21 protein-coding genes and 1 pseudogene are annotated in these 21908 nt (G+C 62.6%); 11 read left to right on the forward strand and 11 right to left on the reverse strand.

All coding sequences use genetic code 11. The annotated features are described in order from the left end of the window. Nucleotides 1-6 precede the first annotated feature (6 nt). Nucleotides 7-1218, reverse strand: coding sequence for a molybdopterin molybdotransferase MoeA (moeA, locus tag KUL93_RS04655; protein WP_217125929.1), 1212 nt, complete (start codon nt 1216-1218; stop codon nt 7-9). A gap of 138 nt (nt 1219-1356) precedes the next feature. Here moeA and KUL93_RS04660 point away from each other — a divergent pair, with 138 nt between their 5' ends. Beyond that, nucleotides 1357-2205, forward strand: a complete 849-nt coding sequence (locus tag KUL93_RS04660; protein ID WP_430408200.1) for a ferritin-like domain-containing protein — start codon at nt 1357-1359, stop codon at nt 2203-2205. Nucleotides 2206-2217: 12 nt separating this feature from the next. Here KUL93_RS04660 and KUL93_RS04665 read toward each other — a convergent pair whose 3' ends face one another. Continuing rightward, the gene (locus KUL93_RS04665; RefSeq protein WP_217125931.1) at nt 2218-2832 is read right to left on the reverse strand and encodes a c-type cytochrome; all 615 of its coding nucleotides are present in this window, start codon (nt 2830-2832) and stop codon (nt 2218-2220) included. A 78-nt stretch (nt 2833-2910) separates the two neighbouring features. Between KUL93_RS04665 and yihA the strand changes: the two genes are divergently transcribed. Continuing rightward, complete coding sequence (gene yihA / locus KUL93_RS04670) at nt 2911-3570, forward strand: ribosome biogenesis GTP-binding protein YihA/YsxC (protein WP_217125932.1); 660 nt, start codon at nt 2911-2913, stop codon at nt 3568-3570. A 162-nt stretch (nt 3571-3732) separates the two neighbouring features. Here yihA and KUL93_RS04675 read toward each other — a convergent pair whose 3' ends face one another. Continuing rightward, nucleotides 3733-5160, reverse strand: a complete 1428-nt coding sequence (locus tag KUL93_RS04675) for an FAD-binding oxidoreductase (RefSeq protein WP_217125933.1) — start codon at nt 5158-5160, stop codon at nt 3733-3735. Between the two features lie 115 nt (nt 5161-5275). On the opposite strand from KUL93_RS04675, the gene hemB reads away from it, so the two are divergent. Next, a complete protein-coding gene (gene hemB / locus KUL93_RS04680) occupies nt 5276-6295 on the forward strand; it encodes a porphobilinogen synthase (protein WP_217125934.1) in 1020 nt (339 codons plus the stop codon). A gap of 75 nt (nt 6296-6370) precedes the next feature. Here the strand turns inward: hemB and KUL93_RS04685 are convergent, their stop codons facing one another. After that, a complete protein-coding gene (locus KUL93_RS04685; RefSeq protein ID WP_217125935.1) occupies nt 6371-7030 on the reverse strand; it encodes a pyrimidine 5'-nucleotidase in 660 nt (219 codons plus the stop codon). A gap of 8 nt (nt 7031-7038) precedes the next feature. Continuing rightward, on the reverse strand, nt 7039-7926 hold the full coding sequence (locus KUL93_RS04690) for a hypothetical protein (RefSeq protein ID WP_217125936.1): 888 nt from the start codon (nt 7924-7926) through the stop codon (nt 7039-7041). 30 nt (nt 7927-7956) lie between these two features. On the opposite strand from KUL93_RS04690, the gene tldD reads away from it, so the two are divergent. The 4 genes from tldD (at nt 7957) to ubiM (ending at nt 12851) form a co-directional block, all read left to right on the forward strand. Next, nucleotides 7957-9444, forward strand: a complete 1488-nt coding sequence (gene tldD / locus KUL93_RS04695; RefSeq protein ID WP_249419262.1) for a metalloprotease TldD — start codon at nt 7957-7959, stop codon at nt 9442-9444. A gap of 126 nt (nt 9445-9570) precedes the next feature. Further along, nucleotides 9571-10926, forward strand: a complete 1356-nt coding sequence (locus KUL93_RS04700) for an OmpP1/FadL family transporter (protein ID WP_217125938.1) — start codon at nt 9571-9573, stop codon at nt 10924-10926. Between the two features lie 46 nt (nt 10927-10972). Then, nucleotides 10973-11557 carry a Tll0287-like domain-containing protein gene (locus KUL93_RS04705; protein WP_217125939.1) on the forward strand — a complete coding sequence of 195 codons (585 nt, stop codon included), beginning with the start codon at nt 10973-10975 and terminating at the stop codon, nt 11555-11557. A gap of 121 nt (nt 11558-11678) precedes the next feature. Continuing rightward, the gene (gene ubiM, locus KUL93_RS04710) at nt 11679-12851 is read left to right on the forward strand and encodes a 5-demethoxyubiquinol-8 5-hydroxylase UbiM (protein WP_217125940.1); all 1173 of its coding nucleotides are present in this window, start codon (nt 11679-11681) and stop codon (nt 12849-12851) included. A gap of 21 nt (nt 12852-12872) precedes the next feature. Here ubiM and KUL93_RS04715 read toward each other — a convergent pair whose 3' ends face one another. Then, complete coding sequence (locus KUL93_RS04715; protein WP_217125941.1) at nt 12873-14051, reverse strand: MFS transporter; 1179 nt, start codon at nt 14049-14051, stop codon at nt 12873-12875. Nucleotides 14052-14241: 190 nt separating this feature from the next. Here KUL93_RS04715 and KUL93_RS04720 point away from each other — a divergent pair. After that, nucleotides 14242-14387 (forward strand): annotated as a pseudogene (locus KUL93_RS04720) (IS481 family transposase); the annotation flags it as partial. Here KUL93_RS04720 and KUL93_RS04725 read toward each other — a convergent pair. From KUL93_RS04725 to KUL93_RS04745, 5 genes are all read right to left on the reverse strand, one after another. Then, nucleotides 14380-15042, reverse strand: a complete 663-nt coding sequence (locus tag KUL93_RS04725; RefSeq protein WP_217125942.1) for a hypothetical protein — start codon at nt 15040-15042, stop codon at nt 14380-14382. The pseudogene KUL93_RS04720 and the gene KUL93_RS04725 sit on opposite strands and share 8 nt — an antisense overlap. Before the next feature lie 118 nt (nt 15043-15160). After that, nucleotides 15161-15385, reverse strand: a complete 225-nt coding sequence (locus tag KUL93_RS04730; protein WP_249419247.1) for a type II toxin-antitoxin system PemK/MazF family toxin — start codon at nt 15383-15385, stop codon at nt 15161-15163. A gap of 145 nt (nt 15386-15530) precedes the next feature. Then, nucleotides 15531-15974 (reverse strand): hypothetical protein, encoded by a 444-nt coding sequence (locus KUL93_RS04735; protein ID WP_217125943.1) that lies wholly within the window; start codon nt 15972-15974, stop codon nt 15531-15533. A gap of 272 nt (nt 15975-16246) precedes the next feature. After that, nucleotides 16247-16852 carry a lytic transglycosylase domain-containing protein gene (locus KUL93_RS04740; RefSeq protein ID WP_217125944.1) on the reverse strand — a complete coding sequence of 202 codons (606 nt, stop codon included), beginning with the start codon at nt 16850-16852 and terminating at the stop codon, nt 16247-16249. After that, the gene (locus tag KUL93_RS04745) at nt 16849-18585 is read right to left on the reverse strand and encodes a proline--tRNA ligase (RefSeq protein ID WP_217125945.1); all 1737 of its coding nucleotides are present in this window, start codon (nt 18583-18585) and stop codon (nt 16849-16851) included. Before KUL93_RS04745 ends, KUL93_RS04740 begins: the two co-directional genes overlap by 4 nt. A gap of 130 nt (nt 18586-18715) precedes the next feature. Between KUL93_RS04745 and KUL93_RS04750 the strand changes: the two genes are divergently transcribed. The 3 genes from KUL93_RS04750 to KUL93_RS04760 form a co-directional block, all read left to right on the forward strand. Beyond that, nucleotides 18716-20134, forward strand: a complete 1419-nt coding sequence (locus KUL93_RS04750) for a bifunctional enoyl-CoA hydratase/phosphate acetyltransferase (protein ID WP_346731651.1) — start codon at nt 18716-18718, stop codon at nt 20132-20134. Between the two features lie 89 nt (nt 20135-20223). Beyond that, entirely contained in the window at nt 20224-21549 is a 1326-nt protein-coding gene (locus KUL93_RS04755; protein WP_217125947.1) for an acetate/propionate family kinase, read from the forward strand. A gap of 50 nt (nt 21550-21599) precedes the next feature. Further along, the coding region (locus KUL93_RS04760; RefSeq protein WP_217125948.1) for a MerR family DNA-binding transcriptional regulator at nt 21600-21908 on the forward strand (309 nt) is incomplete at its 3' end.

Genomic DNA, 21908 nt, shown 5'->3' on the forward strand with positions numbered 1-21908 from the left:
TGTCCATCAAAACACCGCCGCAAACGGCAGGAACTCGACCGTGGTGCCAGCGGGCAGGTCGCCCGCCGCTTCCGGCAGGACGATGAAGCCAGTGGCGCGGGTCATCGAGCTGAGGATGCCCGAACCCTGGGCACCGGCGACGCGCGCCACCAGCGCGCCGTTTTCGCGCTCGAGTGTGCCGCGCAGGTACTCTTGCCGCCCCGGTTTTTTGCGGATCGGGTGCGCGAGGGTGACCGGGATCGATTCCGCTGGTGCGACCGGGTCTTCTCCTTGCAGGGAGCGCAACGCGTCGCGCGCAAACGCGGCGAAAGCCACCAACGAGGCAACGGGGTTACCGGGTAGCCCAAAGAGCCACGCGTTTTTGATGCGGCCGAACGCAAGCGGTCGTCCGGGTTTGATCGCCAGTTGCCAGAAGTGGACGGCGCCGAGTTCGCTCATCAGTTGGCGGATGAAGTCGGCTTCGCCCACCGAGACGCCGCCAGAGGTAAGCACCACGTCGGCGGTTTGCGCCGCGTCGGTGAAACGCGCACGCAGTTGTTGGGGGTCGTCGCGTACGATCCCGAAATCGAGCACCTCGCACCCCAGGCGCTTGAGCGCGGCGGTGAGGGTGTGGCGGTTGCTGTCGTAGATCTGTCCCGGGGCGAGCGGTTCGCCGATTGCGGCGATCTCATCGCCGGTGGAGAGGACGACGCAGCGCAGCCGTCGGTAAACGCGCACCGACCCGATGCCGAGCGACCCGATGAGTCCCAGTTCGGCTACACCCAGGCGGCGGCCTGGTGCAAGCGCGACGCTGCCAGCGGCAAGGTCTTCGCCGGCGCGGCGCAGGTGTTGCCCAGCCTTTTGACCGGCAGGGATGGTGACAGTGTGGTCGTGCGCGGTGCAAAGTTCTTGTGGGACGATGGTGTCCGCGCCGTGGGGGATCTCGGCGCCGGTCATGATCCGGATCGCCGAGCCGGGGGTGAGCGCGCCGGTGAAGGGATGCCCGGCAAAGGCGCTGCCGATCACGGTGAGCGTGGTGGGTTGGTCGGGGGTGAGGTCTGCAGCGCGTACCGCGTAGCCATCCATGGCGGCGTTGTCGTGGGCCGGGACGTTGAACGGCGCGCGGATCGGTTCGGCTAGGATCCGGTTGAGCGCTTCGCTAAGCGGGACGAGCTCCCATGTTGTCAAAGGTTGCAGTGCGGCACGGATCGCGGATTGGGCGTCGGCAACCGAAAGCATCGGGCTCCTCCTCTCTGCGGATGGTGACTGTGCGTGCTGTGGTGTGGTGGGCACGCCTTTGATGGAATTGTAGCGCGGGCAGCGGGGGTTGTGCGGCATAATCGAGCGTTTGGTTTGGGAGCGCCCACAAGGGAAACGATGCGGGTGGATGCAAAGCATTGCTTCGAGGTGGAACCTTCGAAGCGTTCGGTGCATGAAGCGGCGTTTCGGGTGCTGATGACCGCTGAACCGGCGGCGAAGTGCGCGGGCGCGCGGCAGTTGTGGGAGGCGTGGCAGTCAGGCGCGTTTCGCGTCGAACCGGAACGGCCGCTTCCGCCGCCACTGCTGCAGCCAGGGCGGCCGGCGCGGCCGGTGTTGTTACCGCCTGCGGCAATGCCGAAGCGCAAGGTAGGCACGCGCGAAGGCCATGCGGCGCTTCTTCATGCGGTGGCGCATATCGAGTTCAACGCGATCGACCTGGCGCTCGATTGTGTTTGGCGTTTTGCCGCGATGCCGGCGGCGTTTCATGCCGATTGGCTCAGGATCGCTGCGGAGGAGGCGTACCACTTCGGTTTGGTGTGTGCGCGGCTCGAGGCGTTGGGGTTTTCCTATGGCGATTTCCCTGCCCATAATGGGTTGTGGGAGATGGCGGTGAAGACGATGGACGATCCGCTGGCGCGCATGGCGCTGGTGCCGCGGGTGTTGGAGGCGCGCGGGTTGGACGCAACGCCGGTGATTCAGGAGAAGTTGCGGCAAATCAGGGATACGGCGTCGCTGGCGGTGCTCGAGGTGATTCTGCGCGACGAAATCGGCCATGTGGCGGCAGGAGATCGCTGGTTCCGCTGGTTGTGCGTCGAACGGGGGGTGCCGCCAGAGCCCACTTACCAAGCGCTGGTGGCGCGCTTTCGCGCACCGCTTCCGCATCCACCCGTCAATTGGGCAGCGCGGGAGCAGGCGGGATTTTCGCGGGCGGAGGTAGAGGCGCTCTTGGCCCTACGCGCCCGGTGACCGCAAGAGGGTTCAGCGCAGGCCGGCGATGTAATCGGCAACGGCCGCCATTTCGCTGTCGGTCATGGCATTGGCGGCCATGCGCATCATCGCTTCGGGGTCGTTGGCGCGCTGCTGTTCGCGGAACGCTTTGAGTTGCGCTGCGGTGTATTGCGCGTGTTGCCCCTTGAGCATCGGGAATTGGACGGGAATCCCGCTACCCGACGGGCCATGGCACGCCGCGCACGCCGGAACCCCTTTGCTTGCGATCCCGGCGCGCCAGATTTTTTGCCCCAGCGCCAAGGTGGCTGCGTTTTGCGCCGCGTTTTCTGCCGGTTTTTGTTGGCTGAAATATTCAGCGAGCGCCTTCATCTCTTCTTTGCTGAGGGTGGCGACCATGCCGTTCATGATCGCGTTTTCCCGCTTGGGGGGTTCCCCGTTCCAACTCTTGAATTCCACCAACTGTTTGTAGAGGTATTCGGCGTGTTGTCCGGCCAGTTTTGGGTATTCGGCAACGGCGCTGTTGCCGTCGGTGCCGTGGCACGCGGCGCAGAGGGTGGTGACGATCTCCTGGACGCGGGCCGGCTCGACAGCGTGCGCGGCACCAGCAACGAGAAGCAGCGAGCTAGCGACGACGAGTGGTTTCATAACAGTTCCCCAAGACAAAGCGACGCAATGTTGCTATTCTAACGGAAGTCATCATTTTCGCGGAAGTGCAAGCGTTTGATGCATCTCAACCATGACGGTTTTTTTCGTGGTACGGCGTTCGTGACCTCGATCGCGAAGCCTGCGGGTTTGCCGCCGGCGGCAGGGCCGGAGGTGGCGTTCGTCGGGCGCTCGAACGCGGGGAAATCGAGTGCGATCAACACGCTCACAGGCCACAAACGGCTGGCGTACGTCTCGCGGACGCCAGGACGGACGCAACTGCTCAACGTTTTTCGGACGCCTGCGGGGTGTTATCTGATCGATCTGCCCGGTTTTGGCTACGCCAAGGTTCCGGAGGCGATCCGGCGGCAGTGGGTCGGTTTGATCGAACACTATCTGATGCACCGCGACGCGCTGATCGGCCTGGTGCACGTGATGGATGCCCGCCACCCGCTGACACCGCTCGATTGGCAGCTGCTTGAGTGGTTCGCGCCGCGCGGTTTGCCGGTTCATATTCTGCTCAGTAAAACCGATAAATTGTCGCGTGGCAAAGCGGCGGCGACGCTTGCCGAGGTTCGGCGCACGTTGGCGCCCCGCGGCTGGCAGGTCTCAGTGCAACTCTTTTCCGCGTTGCAGCGCACAGGGGTCGAGGAAGTAGAAGCGGTGGTCGGTAACTGGTTCGCCGCGGCGCAGCAGCAGTCCCTGGCGGAGGCGTCGGTTGCCGAAAACGGGGAACCTTGACGCGAACGCCCCACAAAAAAAGACGCCCAGACGGGTTTGTCCGGGCGTTCAATCCCGCTCAGGGAGGAGGGCGGGAGGAGGAGGGAGGATGAAATGCCATGGCTGCTGTTGCCACGCTGTAGTTGGTCTGACCGACGCGCGGCGGAAAAGTTCCCGACTTTTTTACTCGAAAATTTTCCCTGGGTTGAGAATCCCGAGCGGGTCGAGCGCTTGCTTGACTGCGCGCATGGCTGCAACGGCGGTTTCGCCCGCTTCTTGGCGGAGAAACGCCTTCTTACCCAACCCGATCCCGTGTTCGCCGGTGCACGTGCCCTCGAGCGCGAGCGCGGCAGTGACGATCGCTTCGTTGAGTGCTTCGGCACGGGCGATTTCGTCGGGGTCGTCGGGGTTGACGAGGATCAGGGTGTGGAAGTTTCCATCGCCCACGTGCCCCAGGATCGGGGCGATGAAGCCAGAGGCGTCGATGAGGCGGCGCGCCGCTTCCACCGCTTCGGCTAGGCGGGCGATGGGGACGCAGACGTCGGTGGTGATGCCGCGGCAACCGGGGCGCAACGCCAGGCAGGCGAAATAAGCTTTGTGCCGCGCGTCCCACAGCCGGGATCGCTCTTCCGGGCGGTTTGCCCAGAGGAACGGCCCGCCGTTTGCCTCTTCGGTAAGCGTTTTGATGAGCGCGATCTCTTCGGCGACGGCGCTCTCCGAGCCGTGGAATTCGAAGAAGAGGGTGGGCGTTTCAGGGTATTCGGTGTGGCTGTAGCGGTTGATCGCAGCGACCGCGCGTTCGTCGAGGAATTCGACGCGCGCCAGGGGAACGCCCATCTGGATCGCGGCGATCACGGTATGTACTGCAGCGCCGATCGTCGGGAAGGGGCAGACCGCGGCGGCGACTGCCTCCGGTAACGGGTGGAGGCGCACGGTGATCGCGGTAAAGAGAGCGAGTGTCCCTTCGGAGCCGACCAGCAGGCGGGTGAGATCGTAACCCGCGCTCGATTTGCGCGCCTTGGTGCCGGTGTGGATCGGTTCGCCGTTGGCCAGTACCGCGTCGATCGCCAGGACGTTTTCGCGCATCGTGCCGTAGCGCACTGCGTTGGTGCCGGAAGCGCGGGTGGCGGTCATGCCCCCGATCGTCGCGTCGGCCCCGGGGTCGATCGGGAAGAAGAGCCCGGTCTCTTTGAGCGCGGCGTTGAGTTGGGTGCGGGTGACACCCGGTTCGACAGTGGCGAGCATGTTTTCCGGTTCGATGGCCAGGATGCGGTTCATCTGGGTAAAGTCGACCGCAACGCCCCCCAACGGAGCCAAGACGTGCCCTTCGAGTGAGCTGCCGGCGGCGAATGGGATGAGGGGGACGCGATGCCGTGCTGCGGCGCGCACGAGCGCTTGCACTTCGGCTGCCGAAGTGACGAATGCGACCGCTTGCGGCGGGGCGTCGGGAAAGTGCGATTCGTCGTGGCCGTGTTGTGCGCAGATCGTCGGGTTTTGCGTGAACCGTTCGCCCAAGAGTGCGTGCAGTTCGGCAACCAACGGTTCGGGAAGCGCCGGCAAGGGGGTTGGAGGGTTGGGTTCTCGGGTCTGGGTATCGACGGCGTGGGTCATGGTGGGCTCCTGAGTATTCGCTGTTGCCGATGATAGCGCGGGATGCGGGTGCGCGAAAGGAAAGCTCATGGGGTCTATAATCGGATGATCGTGGACCAGTACAAGGAGCCGTGCGATGGTTGTTCCCATGGGGGCGTTTCCCGCGGTGCGGATGCGGCGGATGCGGCGCGACGCGTTTTCGCGCCGCTTGATGCGTGAGCACACGCTTACCGTCGATGATCTGATCTGGCCCGTTTTCGTGTTGGAAGGGCAGGGACGCAGCGAATCGGTGGCGTCGATGCCTGGGGTGGAGCGGGTGACGCTCGACCGATTGCTGCCGTTGGCGGAGCGGGCGGCGAAACTGGGCATTCCCGCGATCGCGCTCTTTCCGGTGGTGCCGCCGGAAAAGAAGAGTTGGGGTGCGGAAGAGGCGTGGAACCCCGACGGGTTGGTGCCCCGAGTGGTCGCGGCGCTCAAACGCGCGGTGCCGGAATTGGGCGTGATCACCGACGTGGCGCTCGATCCCTATACCGCACACGGGCAGGATGGTTTGATCGCGCGCGACGACCCCACCGGCTACGTGTTGAACGACGAAACGGTGGCGGCACTCACCAAACAGGCGCTGGCTCATGCCGCTGCCGGTGCGGACGTGGTGGCGCCGTCGGACATGATGGATGGGCGCGTCGGTGCGATCCGCCAAGCGCTCGACGCTGCGGGGTATAGCCACGTGCGGATTCTTGCGTATGCCGCGAAGTATGCTTCCAGCTTCTATGGGCCGTTCCGCGACGCGGTGGGGTCGGCGGCGAATCTGGGCAAAGGGAACAAATATACCTACCAAATGGACCCCGCCAATTCGGACGAAGCGCTGCGAGAAGTGGCGCTCGACCTCGAAGAGGGGGCCGACATGGTGATGGTCAAGCCCGGTATGCCCTACCTCGATATCGTGCGGCGGGTGAAAGAGACCTTCGGCGTGCCAACGTTCGCCTACCAGGTGAGCGGCGAGTACGCGATGCTGGTTGCCGCGGCGCAAAACGGGTGGTTGGACCGCCGCGCGTGTGTCCTCGAGGCGCTCCTAGGGTTCAAGCGCGCTGGCGCGGACGCGGTACTCACTTACTTCGCGCTGGAAGTGGCCGAATGGCTGCGAGAAGGGGGATAAAGAGCGGCGGCTCTTGTGAGAAGTTGCGGCAAGCAGCCCGTGTTGCCTTGGTAGGGGCGAGAGATAAGGGAACGGTCAGGGGCGTGGTGACCGAACGCCCCACCGCCCCAACACTTTCGGAAGATCGGTGACGGTGGCGATCTTCCAGTCGACGTAGGGGGGCAGGCCGCGCGCGCGGGTGACCCAGACGGTGGTCATCCCGAGCTGCTTCGCGGGCGCTAGGTTTTCGGCGCTGTCTTCGACGAGGATGCAGCGCGAAGGGGCGACCTTCATCGTGTGGAGCACCGCGACGTAGGCGCGGCGGCGCGGTTTGGGGTGGTAATCGAGATCCTCGATCGCAAAAAGGCGCGCGAAGTGGCGGTGAATCCCGAGCTGTTCGACGACGGCGCGGGCGTATTCGCGAGGCCCGTTGGTGAAGAGGACCTTTGCTCCGGGCAATTTCGCCAGCGTTGCCGCAAGCCCCTTCGGGGCGTGAATGTGTGCGGCCAGATTGTCGAAGTGGTGGGTTTCGCGCAGGAAGTGGCGCGGGTTGATGCGGTGGTGGCGAATCAGCCCGACGAGTGTTGCGCCGTAGGCGCGCCAGTAGCGCACCCGCAGCGCGTTCGCTTCCGCTTCGTCGAGCGCCAGGTGGCGCATCAAATAGGCGGTCATCTGGCGGTTGAGGTGGGGAAAGATCGCGGCGCTGGCGTGGTGCAGCGTGTTGTCGAGATCGAAAATCCAGATCGGCGTGGTCATTGCGGTGTCTAACGGTTCTGAGGCGTTCCGGGGTCCTGAGGCTTTCCGGGGCGGGGTTGCCAGACGATAGGGCGCGGCGCACGAGGGTCTTGGCGCGGCGGCTTAGGACGGGTGACGCGCCACGCGTGCCCGAAGACGAGCTCCACCGTCACGGTGAAAGGGAATGCGATCGCACGGAGGCGCTCCGTTGCCGCCTCTCCCAACCAGGGCCCCCAATCCGCAAGCAGCGCTGCGCTCCGTTCATAGCGCACCGTGAGCATCTGCATGTCCATCACCGGTTCGGCGTAGCGCAACCGTACCAGGATGTCCCCGAGGTCGTGCATGTCCCAAAACGGCGGCCAGGGCAGGGGTGCGTCGCGGTGCGCCAATGCCGCTTTGAGCTCTTTCAGGGTGTCAGGGCCCAATGTCACGAAGAATAGCGCTGCGTTTTCGGCAAGGAGCGGCTGCCATGCGGCGAGAAGCGGTTCTGGGTCTTGCGTGCGGTAGAGCAGCAAATTGCTCAACAAGAGGTCGATCCCCCCCGGTGCTTCGGGCAGGTGCAGCGGGTTGGCGGTGCGAAAAGGCACAGTGGCGCTTTTCCGCTTGCCTTGCGCGAACCGTTTTTTCAGTCGTGCCAGGAACGTCTTACTGCAAGCGGTTTGTGCGGGGGAAGTTGGAGTGCCACCGGTCGCGGGTTCGTCGGGCCGATAGCCGCAGCACGCGGCGTTGGGGTAGCGCGCAGCGAGCGAATCGGTCCAGTCAGTACCTTCCCCCACCCAGACGATGCGCGAAGGCGTGTGGCGTAGATACTCCAGCCGCTCAACGAGGCGTTCGCCCGCCTCTGTGCCGAGCCATCCGGGGGGGCGAAGGGCAAAGAGCGCGGGATGGGTCGTTGCATTGTTAGAATGAGCAGTCATGGAAAAATGATAGCACCCTTATGGGGGGCAATGTCGGCAAAGGGGAATTGCGCAGTGAGTCAAGAGAGCACGAATATCGAGCGTTGGGATCTGGCAAAGCGCCATCTCTGGGCGCCGCTGGGGTGGGACGCGCACGACGTTTCGCGGGTGTTACAGGAGATCGCCAGCCACGCGGTGGATGATGCCGACCTCTACTTCCAGTACCGCCATGCGGAGTCGTGGTCGCTGGAAGAGGGGATCGTCAAAGCGGGCAGCTTTTCGATCGACGCAGGGGTCGGCGCCCGCGCGATCCACGGCGAAAAGCAGGCGCTTGCCTACACCGATGTCCTCGAACCCGACGCGGTGCGTGACGCGGCGCGAACCGTGCGGGCAATCGCCGCGCAGGGGCAGGCGGGCGTCACCGCGGTGCCGCTTGCGCGTGCAGCGGCGGTTGCGCCGCAATACCCAACGGTCGATCCGGTGCACACTTTGGCAGCCACCGACAAGGTGGCGCTTCTGCGGCGTTTGGAAGCCAAGGCGCGGGCGTTGGAACCCAGGCTCGACCAGGTGATGGCCCATCTCGTTGCGGTGTGGGAAGCGGTGATCGTCGCGCGGCTCGATGGGACGCTGGCGTGCGACATCCGACCGCTCGTGTGCTTGTCGCTCACCGTGATCGCGCACGACAACGGGCGGCGCGAAGTGGGGTCTGCCGGAATCGGTGGGCGCTATGGGCTGGAACGGTTCGACGAAGCGGTGCTCAATCGGCTCGCCGAACAGGCGGTGCGCCAGGCGCAGGTGAACCTCGAAGCGCGCCCGGCGCCAGCCGGCGAAATGGCTGTGGTGCTGGCTTCCGGCTGGCCGGGGGTATTGTTGCACGAAGCGGTGGGGCACGGGCTTGAAGGCGATTTCAACCGCAAAGGGGTTTCCGCATACAGCGGACGGCTGGGCGAACAGGTGGCGGCGAAAGGGGTGACGGTGGTGGACAACGGGGCGATGCCGGAACGGCGCGGGTCGCTTACCGTCGATGACGAAGGAACCCCTACCGGTGAAACGGTGTTGATCGAAGATGGGGTGCTTGTTGGGTACCTCCACGACCGGTTGAATGCACGCTTGATGGGGATGCGTCCCACCGGAAACGGCCGACGCGAATCCTATGCCCATTTGACGCTGCCGCGCATGACCAATACCTACCTGCGCCCCGGCCCTTACACGCCGCAAGAGGTGGTGGCAAGCCTCGATCGCGGCATCTATGCGGTGCAATTCGGCGGCGGGCAGGTCGATATCACCTCCGGTAAGTTCGTTTTCGAGATGAGCGAGGCCTACTGGGTGGAAAACGGTCGAATCCAGTACCCGGTGAAAGGGGCGACGCTGATCGGCGACGGGCCGGAGGTGATGCGGCAGGTGACGATGATCGCGAATGACTGGGCTTTGGACCCAGGAATCGGCACCTGTGGCAAAGAGGGGCAGAGTGTGCCCGTAGGGGTGGGGCAGCCGACGCTTCGAATCGAGCGAATCACGGTGGGTGGGACGGCGGGGTAGATCGATATGTACGTTTTGGGTAGGTGCCTGCTTCCTATTTGGGGAACGCTTTGAAATGATTTCTCATGGTACATAATCGAATTACCTAATAAAGGTATTGGTTGGAACTACAGAAGGAGGAGCGTTATGTCGGTGAGGAGATGGGGAGCGATCGCGCTCGTTGCGTTGCCGGTTGCAGCTCACGCAACGAACGGAATGAACATGGAAGCGTTTGGCGCACGCGCAGGCGGACTGGGGGGCGCGGCGATGGCCTACGATTCGGGGAATTCGGCGGTGATGAACAACCCGGCAACGCTTGCGCTTCGCCAAGACGGTGCGGTGTTCGGGATGGGAATCACCCGATTGGGCCCGGATGTCGCGTCGCATGTCGACGCGATGGGAATGACTGCACAATCGGGGGGTACGGCCTATTGGATGCCTTCGCTTTCATACATCCGCACCGATCGTGGCTGGAGCTACGGCGTGGCCATCCTCGCGCAAGGGGGAATGGGGACCGAGTACGCGGCCAACTCGTTTCTCTCGTTGAGCGGCTTGCCGGTGCGCAGCGAAGTGGGTTTTGCCCGCGCGATGTTTCCCCTGGCAAAGAAGGTGACCGACCAGTTGGCGCTGGCTGCGCAAGTCGATTTTGTCTGGGCGGGGCTCGACATGCAGATGGATATGAGCGCGGCGCAGATGGCTGCGGGGATGAACGCGGGGCAGTTGCGCGCCAGTGGCTCGATGGCGGGTATGCTCGGGACGATGCCCGCAAACGGCTTTGCGCGGTTTGACCTCAGTGACGGTAATGACTTCAAACAGCAGACGCGCGGGCATGGTTGGGCGTACAAACTGGGCGTTCATTACCAGATCACCCCCCAGTGGGCGATCGGCGCGGCGTTTCACAGTAAAACTCGGCTCAAGGACTTCTCGGGCAATGGGACCTTGGGAATGGGGGCGGTGCCCCCCGGGGTGATGCAAGGGGCGCTCGTGATGGCGCTACCTGGCCACTACACGATTCAGAACTTCGAATGGCCAACCACTTGGGCGGTGGGGGTGAGCTATCAGCCCAACGAGCGGTGGATGTTTGTTTCCGATGTCAAACGGCTCAAATGGTCGGAGACGATGGATGTCTTTCGTGTCCGTTTCGCATCGGCGAGGGGGGATCTCAACGTCGAGATGGACCAGAAGTGGGACGACCAGACGGTCTATATGGTCGGGGTGGAGTATCGGCCGCGTCCTGGGTTGGCGCTGCGCTTTGGCTACAACTATGGCAAGAACCCAATCTCTGCGCGCTACCTCAACCCACTCTTCCCGGCTACTGCCGAGCGGCACTACACGGTGGGGCTTGGCGTGCAGGTGAGCAAACAGGATTCGGTTGCCGCGGCGCTTGCGATCGCGCCGCAGGTGACCCAGACAGTACCCGGTGTGCCGACGATGGGCATTCCCGATGTACGCATCACCCATTCCCAGTTCACCGTGCGGCTGAATTGGAACCACCGTTTCTGAAGGGGTCGGGACTTGACCTTCGAAATGCAGGGAAAGGAGCGGGACGATGCGGAGCATTTATGCAGTCTGTGCAGCCATCTTCGCGGGTTCGGTCGTGACACGACCCGCTTTCGCCGATGAGCTTGAAGCGTGGCGTAACGAAAGCCGCGCAGTGACTCAGGCGTTGGTGAATCAGTTGGGTGGCGAGCTCAAAAAAGCGCTTGCCGCTGGGGGGCCGCCGCAGGCGATCCCGGTGTGCAGTGAGATCGCGCCCAAGATCGTATCGGCCCTTTCGGCGCAGTACGGCTGGCAAGTGCGGCGCGTGTCGCTGAAGGTGCGCAATCCGCTGATCGGAATGCCGGATGCGTGGGAGCAGAGGCAGCTTGCCGAATTTGACCGCCGAGTTGCTGCGGGCGAAAAAGCGGAGGGGCTGGAGGTGGCCGAAGTGGTCAGCGAACCGGCAGGGCGCTATTTTCGCTATATGAAAGCGCTGCCGGTGGGGAGCCTCTGCCTTAATTGTCATGGGAGCGACGCGACGGTGAGCAGTGAGACGGCCGCGGCGCTTGCGGCCAACTATCCCCATGACCGAGCCCGTGGTTACCGCGAAGGAGAGGTGCGCGGCGCAGTTTCGATCAAGCGACCGTTGGAGTGATCGCGCCGTTCGTCAGCGCTTTCGTCAGTCGGTGGGCAACGCAAACGCGAAAGTTCCCCTCTCGACCCGCCTTTTCCATCGCGCTATCATACGGTAACGGATAGAGAGCAAGGGGAGTGCCATGCGTTATGACATCGCGGTGGTGGGGGCCGGGTCGGCAGGGCTCGCGTTTGCATTGGCCGCTGCGCCATTGGGGTTGCGCGTGGCGCTCTTCGATCAACAACCGGAGGCGCAACTTGCCGATCCCCCGCCGGACGGACGGGAAATCGCGCTCACCCACGCGTCGCGCGCCACGCTCGAACGGTTGGGCGCCTGGTCGCGGATTCCTGAGGCGGAGGTGTCGCCGCTCAAAGATGCGCAAGTGTTCGATGGCCCTTCGTTGCTGGCGCTGCGCTTTCGGGCGTCCGACGCGGGTGCCGACGCGATTGGACAGCTCGTACCCAACCACTGGATTCGTCGCGCGTTGTACGAGGCGGTGACTGAGCGCGGCGCCGCGACGCTGATCACTGGGGCGCGGGTTGCGTCGGTGGTGCGAGGTGACGACGCGGTGTCGCTCACGCTGGAAGATGGCCGAACTTTTCAAGCTGCGCTCCTTGTGGCTGCCGACACCCGCTTTTCGCGGGTTCGGGCGCAGGTGGGCATCGGGGCGAGCCAACTCGATTTCCAGCGGACGATGATGCTCGTGCGCATGACCCACGATGCGCCGCATGGCCACGTCGCCTGGGAGTGGTTCGGCTATGGTGGCCAGACGTTGGCGTTACTGCCGCTCAACCACAACGTGAGCGGGATCGTGGTGACGATGGCGCACGCGGAGATTGCGCGGCTCATGGCGCTTTCCGATGCGGCGTTGGCCGCAGAGCTCACCGCGCGCTTCGACGGACGGTTGGGGCGGATGACGGTGGTAAGCCCACGGTACGCTTACCCGCTCGTTGCGGTCTATGCGCACGATTTCGTGGCGCGGCGGGTGGCGTTGATCGGCGACGCTGCGGTGGGGATGCACCCGGTCACCGCCCACGGATTCAATTTCGGGCTGGCAAGCGCTGTGCGGCTTGCCGAAGCGCTCACCTCGGCGCTGGCTGCGGGCGCGCCGCTACATGCGCCGCGCCATCTCTTGGCCTATGAACGAGCCCACCGCCGTGCCACGTGGCCCCTTTACCAAGCGACCAATTTGGTGGCGACGCTCTATACCCGCGATGCCTTTCCCGCGCGGGTGGCGCGGCGGGCGGCGCTTGCCGCGGCGGCGTGGTTCCGTCCGTTCCAGCAGGCGGTGTTGAAACAGGTGGTGGCGCAGTGATCGAAGGAGAGCGGCAAAGAGTCAGCGGTTTTGCTGCGGTCGGCTCGCGATCAGGCCGATCGCGGCAATGGCTGCGAAGGTTGCTCCGCTGAGAAACGTTGCCTTGGGGCCGACTACAGCCCAAAGGCCTCCGGCGAGGGTACTGGCGCCGAGAAGTGCCACGCCGCTGATCAGGTTGAACAGACCAAAAGCCGTGCCGCGCAGGTGGTGGGGGGCGTTTTCGGCAACCCATGCGGAGAGGAGGCCTTGCGTGGCGCCCATGTGTAAACCCCAGAACATCGCGCCAACGAAAACGAACCAAAAGCGGTCAGCGAGCGCAAGGAGTAGATCGGCGGCAATCAAAAAGCAAATGCCCCAGAGCAGAAGGGGGCGGCGTTGTCCGCTATCGAAACCCTTACCGAAAGGATAAGCGCTCGCGGCATAGACGAGGTTCATCGCAATCAGCACCAGCGGTGTCCATGTGGCGGCTAGACCCAAATCTTCGGCACGCAGGAGGAGAAACGCCTCGGAAAAACGGGCAAGCGCCACGATCGCCGCAAAAGCCAAAATCAACCAGAAGCGGAGCGGGAGTTCGCGAGCTGCCGCAAAGGTGATCGGCACGCGTGCCGGGCGCGTGTTCGTGGCGCGCGGCGGTTCGGTCACGGCAAAGAGGATAAAGGCGATGGCTAAGAGCGCGGGCAAGGTTGCGACCCAAAAGACCAGAGGGAAGTTGTCGCCCGTGATTGCCATCAGGAGCGTCGCGGCAAGAGGTCCGAGAAAGGCGCCGATGGTGTCCATTGCTTGACGCAAGCCGTACGCCGCGCCCCGTTGGGTTTCGGGGGTGACGTCGGCGATGAGCGCGTCACGCGGGGCACCGCGTATCCCTTTACCGATGCGATCAAGAAAGCGGGCAGTCAGCACCGTTTCGACACTGTTGGCAAGGGGAAAGAGCGGTTTGCTCACGGCAGCGAGGCCGTATCCGAGCAAAATCAGTGGCTTGCGACGCAGAAAACGGTCTGAGAGCGCACCTGAGAAAATTTTGACCACGGCGGCGGTCGCTTCCGCTATACCTTCGATGATCCCTACCGCAACCGGAGAGGCGCCAAGGGTAGTTACCAGAAAGAGAGGGAGGAGGCTATGGATCATCTCGGACGAGAGATCCATGAGCAGCGAGACGAAACCCAACGCGACAACGCTGCGCGGGAGCGAAGCGATGGCCATCGTTACGCCTTTTTTATCTGTCAGGTCCCGAACCATTTATATCCCCCGAAGCCGTGCGAAACGCTTCAAAGCGTACCTGCTGCTTGAACGCTTGTTCCAAGGCCGGAGAGTTTGAACGATGGAGCATAGCCATGCCGCGTATTCGCGCCAACGCCCGAACACCCCTCGAATTCGCCGTGAGATCCAACTATACTTTCTCGCCTACAATCACCGTATTCCTCCCTCAACGCTTTGGGTCACAGGACTCCTATTGAGAAACTCCGATGGTGGCAAACTGAGCGACCAGACTGCTTCGTTTCAAGGAGAGATAATGTCATGGTGCTGGACATCACTTGAGTTGCACTTCAATCAGTTCGGTGCGAGTACGGCTGTCCATACGACCCCCTGAAGTCCAGGTGTTGAAATCAGACCGAACAAACCGTTTAACGGTCGGGGCGTACCAAAAGGTTTCCTCGTACCTACCGGAGTTACTGCCATCCATCGTTTGTTGCCAAAAACCCTTGCACTCGATGCGTAGGGTGTCATATTCTCCAGCTGGTGTGCTGACTTTTTCTTGGGTTTTGAGTTCACAATCAGCGTCGTAGTAGCCTTTGCCATTACGCCACGGAAGTTTCTTGAAGCTCCAGCGTTCTCCCACACTGCGAAGCGGAAACTTGAACGGTCCGGAGCAGATTTCCACGTTTTCGCTTTGCAAGATTCGGCAGGGGTTCAAGTCCTGAGAAAAGTAGAGGGTCTGCGGCGCCTCATCACTGGTCAAGGACTTGCTCCGGAACACCAGTTTGTTGTCGAGCACCTCGGCGAAAACTTGCTCATATTTGTTCTCAACTTTATCCGTCCACATGTCGATCCGTTGGTATACCCAACGCTCACCTTTAACGAATTCCGGTCTTGGGGCCAAAACGTCTTCAGCCCAGCCAACGTGCAGATAGAGACCCAATGCAGCGCAAGCCAATATCGCTCGGATCGGCGATGCAAGGCTGGTTCTTTCCATGTTCGACTCCTTCCTTCAAAAAAGTGAGCCCTTTGTCAGGCATCAATTTGGCGAACAAGAGTGAGCGCCCTCTTTCACAGAGCACTGCCGTTACCGGACGGTATCGGCACGATCAAAGTTAAGGACATAGTACACTATAAATCGAGAAGGCGCTTCCGACCGTTTTTTTATTTCGCAATCCCCAAGAAAACAGCCAAGCATCGATCGTTGTCAGCGTGGTCATATCGATCCGCCCCATCACTTGACCGACTTTGTCCTGCCGCACGGTCAAAATTTTATCCACCATCGCTTGTGATCGCTTGTGCAAGCCGTTTTCCGAATTGGGCTCAACCGTGACGCGCAACGAAGGGGCATTCCCAAGGGGTGAGCGAACTGGTGGCGCTACGCTGGCCGCAGGTCGATCTGCGCGCAGGCCTTCAGCAGGTGCGCCAGGTCAAGACGATCCACTGGCGGAGATCGACTCGAAGCGCCGATCGCGTCGTCGTGGGCTACGTTTTATCATCAGTTCGATAGTCCTTTTCTCGCCACCGCTCGTTTCTGAGGAGCACGAACCCGCAAAAGAGGTTGCGGCGACGAAATGGCCCTTGCGTTTCAGCGACCATGTAGGCTTTCGTGACTTTGGAGACCCCCATGATCGCCGGACGCGGCAAGAACCGCTCCGGTTTCTCAACCCAGAGAGGCGGCTCAAACCCAACGCTTTGCGCCACCGCTTCGGCAAAGCCCGCAAGGAAGACGTTGTAGATGGCTTCTGGCAAAAGCGCCGGCTCTTCTTCGATCATCGCCCTTTGCCGCTCAACCGAACGATTGAGGGGATGCGAGCGCGCGTCGATGAACTCTTTCATGTAAAGGGGAAAATGCTTGATCGTGTCGTCAAGCACGTACCTCGCAACAAGCGCTAGCGTGTAAGGGCGAACTTTGATGATTTCTGGCACTGTGGTCTCCTCAGCAACCTCGAAAGCAATTGTAGTCGCGGGTTATCGATATGGTAGTTGACGCGTCCTTGATCATTATATTCCTCGAAGTCGTGCGGAACGCTTCGAAGCGTGCCGTCTGCTTGAACCCAAATTGTCCATTAGCCACTTTGCAGTCCAGGGATAACGGGCGGAGCCGAGGCGTTAGCCCAGAGACCGGCATTGCACCGGGGATCCTATCCTACCGTTTGTTCCATTTTGGCGTAAAACCGGCTCGAGCTGGCTCCGAGATGTTATTGCCGATAGTAGCTGAGCGCGGCAAAGACCAAATTGGGGTAGGTGGGATCCCCCAGGCTTCCATTGTAGCGGCCCAACGCGCGCGCAAGGTCGCCTTGTTCGATATCGAGGTAGTGGCGCAGGATCACGGTTCCGTACCGAAGGTTGGTGCGCAAGTGAAAGAGGTTGTGCTCCGGGGTTCCGATGAGATCGACCCAAAAAGGCATCACCTGCATATAGCCACGCGCTCCGGCGGTGGAGACGGCATATTTGCGAAAGCGGCTTTCGACGTGGATTACCGCAAGCACGAGATCGGGGGAAAGCCCCGCGCGCGCCGCTTCGTACCAGACGGTGTAGAGGAGCTCGTCGCGCTCGGCAGGGTCTGGTAGATAGCGCGCGACCCGTGGCCGCGCTTGGGCAACCCATTGGGTGCTTTCGGGAAAAATCGCGGCAAGCGTTGCGATCGGTGGCGGCGCATCGGCCTGGGTGGCAGTAGCGAGCGCGGCGCGCACCGCGTCGGCTAGCGGCTCGTAGCGCTGCGCCCCCGCAAGAAGGGGAGCGGGCGCGGTAAGGAGCGCACAAAGGAGCAGGAATGTGCCGGTGCGCTGGGCGCCGCGCATCATGTTGTGCGCGTACCCCCCGCCTTTGCGCTGCGGATTGCGGCGATCACCTGAGTAAGCGCTTCGGATTCCGGCAGCACCATATTGTCGGCGGCCCGGCGGTGGCGGATTTCCACGGTCCCAGCGTTCAGACCGCGGTCGCTTACGACCAGACGCCACGGCACGCCGATCAATTCCCAGTCGGCGAACATCGCTCCGGGCCGCTCGTTGCGGTCGTCCAGGATCACGTCGATGCCTGCGTCACTGAGTGCGCGGTAGATCCGTTCAGCTGCTTCGGCGACCGCGGGCGATTTGGCCGCACCGATCGGACAGACCACCGCTTCGAACGGAGCGATCGCCTCTGGCCAGATGATGCCCCGTGCGTCGTGGTTCTGTTCGATCGCAGCGCCCAGGATGCGGGTCACGCCGATCCCGTAACAGCCCATCTCCATCGGGCGTTCCGTACCGGTTTCGTCGAGGAAGGTGCACTGCATCGCCTCGGAGTATTTGGTGCGCAGTTGGAAAATGTGGCCCACTTCGATCCCTTTGCAGAGCGCAAGCGTCCCTTTGCCGTCAGGCGAAGGGTCGCCGGCGACGACGTTACGCAGATCGGCCACTTCGGGTTCGGGAAAGTCGCGACCGATATTGACGCCGGTAAAGTGAAAGCCGTCACGGTTCGCGCCGGTGACGAAGTCGGCCATTTTCGCGACGGTGCGGTCGGCGATGATCCGTCCGGTGAATCCGACGGGGCCGAGTGAGCCCGGGCCAGCGCCGAATGCGGTGCGAATTGCCGCTTCAGTCGCGAAAGTCAGCGGATTTTTGATTCCTGGCAGCTTTTGCGCTTTGATTTCGTTGAGCTCGTGGTCGCCACGCAGCAGGAGCAGCACCGGTTCGCCAGCGTCGCTCTCGACGACCACCGCTTTGACGGTCCGTTCGATGGGAACATTGAGGAACGCGACCAGCTCGGCGATCGTCTTCACTCCTGGCGTCGCCACTTCGGTCAAGGGGGCGGTGGGTGCTGGGCGCTCGCCCGGTGGCGGAAGCGCTTCGGCGAGCTCGACGTTGGCGGCGTAATCGGAGGTGGGGCAGTAGGCGATCGTGTCTTCGCCGGTTTCGGCGATCACGTGGAATTCGTGCGAACCAGTGCCGCCGATCGAGCCGGTGTCAGCAGCCACCGCGCGGAATTCCAGCCCCAGCCGGGTGAAGATCCGGGTGTAGGTGTCAAACATGTTGCGGTATTCCCGCTCCAGGTCGGAAAATGAGGCGTGGAACGAGTAGCCGTCTTTCATGATGAATTCGCGCGCGCGCATCACGCCGAAACGGGGGCGGATTTCGTCGCGGAATTTGGTTTGGATTTGGTAGAAGTGTTTGGGCAGCTGCTTGTAGCTTTTGATTTCGCGGCGGACGAAATCGGTGATGACCTCTTCATGGGTGGGACCGATCACGAAATCGCGTTCGTGCCGGTCTTGGAAACGGAGCAACTCCGGCCCGTAGAAGGTCCAGCGGCCTGACTCTTGCCAGAGCTCCGCGGGTTGTACCGCAGGCATGAGGAGTTCGAGCGCCCCGGCGCGGTTCATCTCTTCGCGCACGATCGCTTCGACTTTGCGCAGGCTCCTAAGCCCCAGCGGGGTCCAGGTGTAGATGCCCGCAGCGACCTTTTTGATGAAACCGGCGCGGATCATCAGCTTCTGGCTGACGATTTCGGCGTCCGACGGGTCTTCCTTGAGGGTTGCAATAAAGAATTGACGCGCTTTCATAGCGAAACACACCGCTGACTCAGTTTGTCCTGAGCGGCGAGTTTAGCACGCCCAGGGGGTGAGGGTGTTGCAGGAATGGGGCAAATCGGGTAGATTGGTGCAGTGCAACAAAAAAGGATTCCTCACAATGATGAGCGCGCACCCGGTGGTCTGGATCGAGAACAAGACCTTCGCTGAGATCCAAGTGGGAGATAGTGCGGAGATTACCCGCACGTTACGCCCCGAAGACATCCACCTTTTTGCTGTGCTCTCCGGCGACCTCAACCCGACGCACGTCGACCCCGAGTACGCCCGATCGGGGCAGTTCCGCGAAATCGTCGGCCACTCGATGTGGGGCGGGGCGCTCTTTTCCGCAATTTTAGGGACGGAATACCCTGGGCCCGGCACCGTCTATGTGCGACAAGACCTGCGGTTCCACCGCCCGATCGTGATCGGGGATACGCTCACCGCGCGCGTCACGGTACGGGAAAAGTTCGCTCACAACCACCATGTGCTGTTCGATTGCACAGCGACCAACCAGGAGGGGTTGCTGGTGATCGACGGCACCGCGGAGGTGGTTGCGCCCACGGAAAAGATCCGGCGGCCGCGGGTCGATCTGCCGGAGGTGACGATCTCCGACAAGGAGCTCCGCTACCAGCACCTGATGGCGCTGATGCGCGGCTTGCCGCCGGTGCGAATGGCGGTGGCGCACCCGTGCAGTGAGTATGCGCTTCTGGGGGCGTTGGAAGCGAAGGAGGCGGGGGTGATCGATCCGGTGCTCGTCGGTCCGCGGGCGCGCATCACCGCGTTGGCCGAGCAACTGGAGGTGTCGCTTGATGGCGTTGCGCTGATCGACACCCCCCATTCCCATGCGTCGGCCGAGGTAGCGGTGGCGCTTTGCCGCAAAGGGGAGTGCGCGGCGTTGATGAAGGGGTCCCTGCATACCGACGAACTGATGAGCGAAGTGGTGAACAAAGAGCGAGGGCTGCGGACCGACCGTCGCATTTCCCATGTGTTCCTTGCCGACGTTCCCACCTACCCCCATCCGCTGATGATCACCGACGCGGCGATCAACATCGAACCGACGCTCGAAGAGAAGCGCGACATCGTGCAGAATGCGATCGATCTGGCGCATGCGATCGGGATCACTGAACCGAAAGTGGCGATCCTCTCCGCAGTCGAAACGGTCAATCCGAAGATCCGCTCGACGGTCGAGGCGGCGGCGCTTTGCAAGATGGCCGACCGCGGACAGATCACGGGGGGGTTGCTGGATGGACCGCTTGCATTCGACAATGCCGTTTCGCTGGTTGCGGCGAAGGTGAAAGGGATCCGCTCGGCGGTAGCGGGGAATGCCGATATTCTGGTCGTGCCCGACCTCGAAGCGGGGAACATGCTGGCAAAACAGCTCGAATACTTGGCGAACGCTTTGATGGCGGGGATCGTTTTGGGCGCGAAGGTGCCCATTGTCCTTACCAGCCGCGCCGATACCCCGGAGACGCGGGTCGCAAGCTGTGCGCTTGCGCAGATTCTGGTTACGGCGAAAACGCAAGGCGTGGCGTTGCCGTCGTGACCGATCTGGCGATGGGGGGACCGTGGGGGCCTGAGGTGCGGGACAGGCGAACCATCTTTCCCAGACGAAACGACCCAGGAACGAAAAAGATGATCGAACCGCAACTGCACACCCAAGCGATCCTCTGCTTGAACGCGGGCTCCTCAAGCCTCAAATTCGCTCTCTTTCCGTGTGACGAAAACGGGGTGGCGGCTTCCGCGCAGTGGTGGGGAAAGATCGACGGAATTGGTCTGGGGGCGGCGCAGTTGCAATGGCAGAGCGCCAGCGAAGAGGGGTTGCAAGAAACCGAGGCGGGCCCCGCGGGCAACAACCCAACCGACCCTGCGGGTGCTGCGGTGCGCGCACAAGCTCGCGGCCAAGCTGCCACAGGGCGGATTGCAATACCGCTCGATGGGGACCTAGAGGCGCAGCATGGCGCGGCACTCATCGCGCTCTTGGCGTGGATCGAGGAGCATCTTGCTGGAGTGACGGTGGCGGCGGTTGCGCATCGCGTGGTGCACGGCGGGCGCCATTTCGCCGCGCCCGTGGTGATCGACGACGCGGTGTTTGCGCAACTCGAAGCGCTCGTTCCGCTTGCGCCGCTTCATCAGCCGCACAACCTGCGCCCGATCCGGTTGTTGCGCGCGCGCCACCCCGATTGGCTCCAGGTGGCCTGCTTCGACACTGCGTTTCACCGCACGCAACCGTGGCAGGCGCAGATGATGCCGTTGCCGCGCCGCTACTGGGAAGCAGGGGTGCGGCGTTACGGCTTTCATGGCCTTTCGTATGCCTATGTGGCCGGGCGCTTACCGGAGGTGTTGGGAGCAGAGCGTGCGGCGGGGCGTGTGGTGGTGGCCCACCTGGGTAATGGCGCGTCGATGTGCGCGCTGCACGCAGGCCAAAGCGTCGCCTCGACGATGGGGTTTACTGCGCTCGACGGCTTGATGATGGGCACCCGCTGTGGGACGATCGACGTGGGAGTTGCGCTCTACCTGTTGCAACACGAAAAGCGTGACGCGCGCGCAATCGAACACATTCTCTACCGCGAATCGGGGTTGCTCGGCGTTTCCGAACTCAGTTCCGACATGCGCACGCTTTTGGCAAGCGATGACCCGAAAGCGGTTGAGGCGGTCGAACTCTTCTGTTATCGGGCCGCGCGAGAGTTGGGTTCGCTGGCTGCCGCGCTGCAAGGGTTGGACGCGCTGGTGTTTACCGGCGGAATCGGCGAACACGCCGCAGCGGTGCGCGCGCGCATCGCCCAATACGCCGCGTGGCTTGGTGTAGCGATCGACGACGCCGCGAATGCAGCGGCGGTTGGGCCGCTACCTGATGGCTATCGACGCATCGAAGCGCCAGGTAGCCGCGTGGCGGTGGCGGTGGTGGCGACCAACGAAGAGGCGGTGATGGCCAAGGCGGCGTGGGAGGTGGGGCTCTAACTGCTTTCTAAAAGCTTGCGCAAAGTTTCTCGTTTCTTTACGATTTGCGCATGTCTCGCAAACTCGTTTCGATCCATGAAGCGGCCAAAGCGCTCGGCGTCTCGGCGCAGACTTTGCGGCGCTGGGAGCGCGAAGGCAAGTTCTTTCCCGATGAACGCACAGCAGGCGGACGCAGGCGCTATGACCTTGCGCGACTCATGCCGGAGAAGTTTCGCTCGCAGGCTGAAGCCACACGCAAGACCGTTGCCTATGCCCGCGTATCCAGTCACGACCAGAAGGACGACCTCAAGCGGCAAAAGCAGGTTCTGGAGCTCTATTGCGCGCGTCAGGGTTGGACGTTCGAGGTCATCGCCGATCTT

The sequence above is a fragment of the Hydrogenophilus thiooxidans genome (genome assembly GCF_019049855.1).
Classification (GTDB): Bacteria; Pseudomonadota; Gammaproteobacteria; order Burkholderiales; family Rhodocyclaceae; genus Hydrogenophilus; species Hydrogenophilus thiooxidans.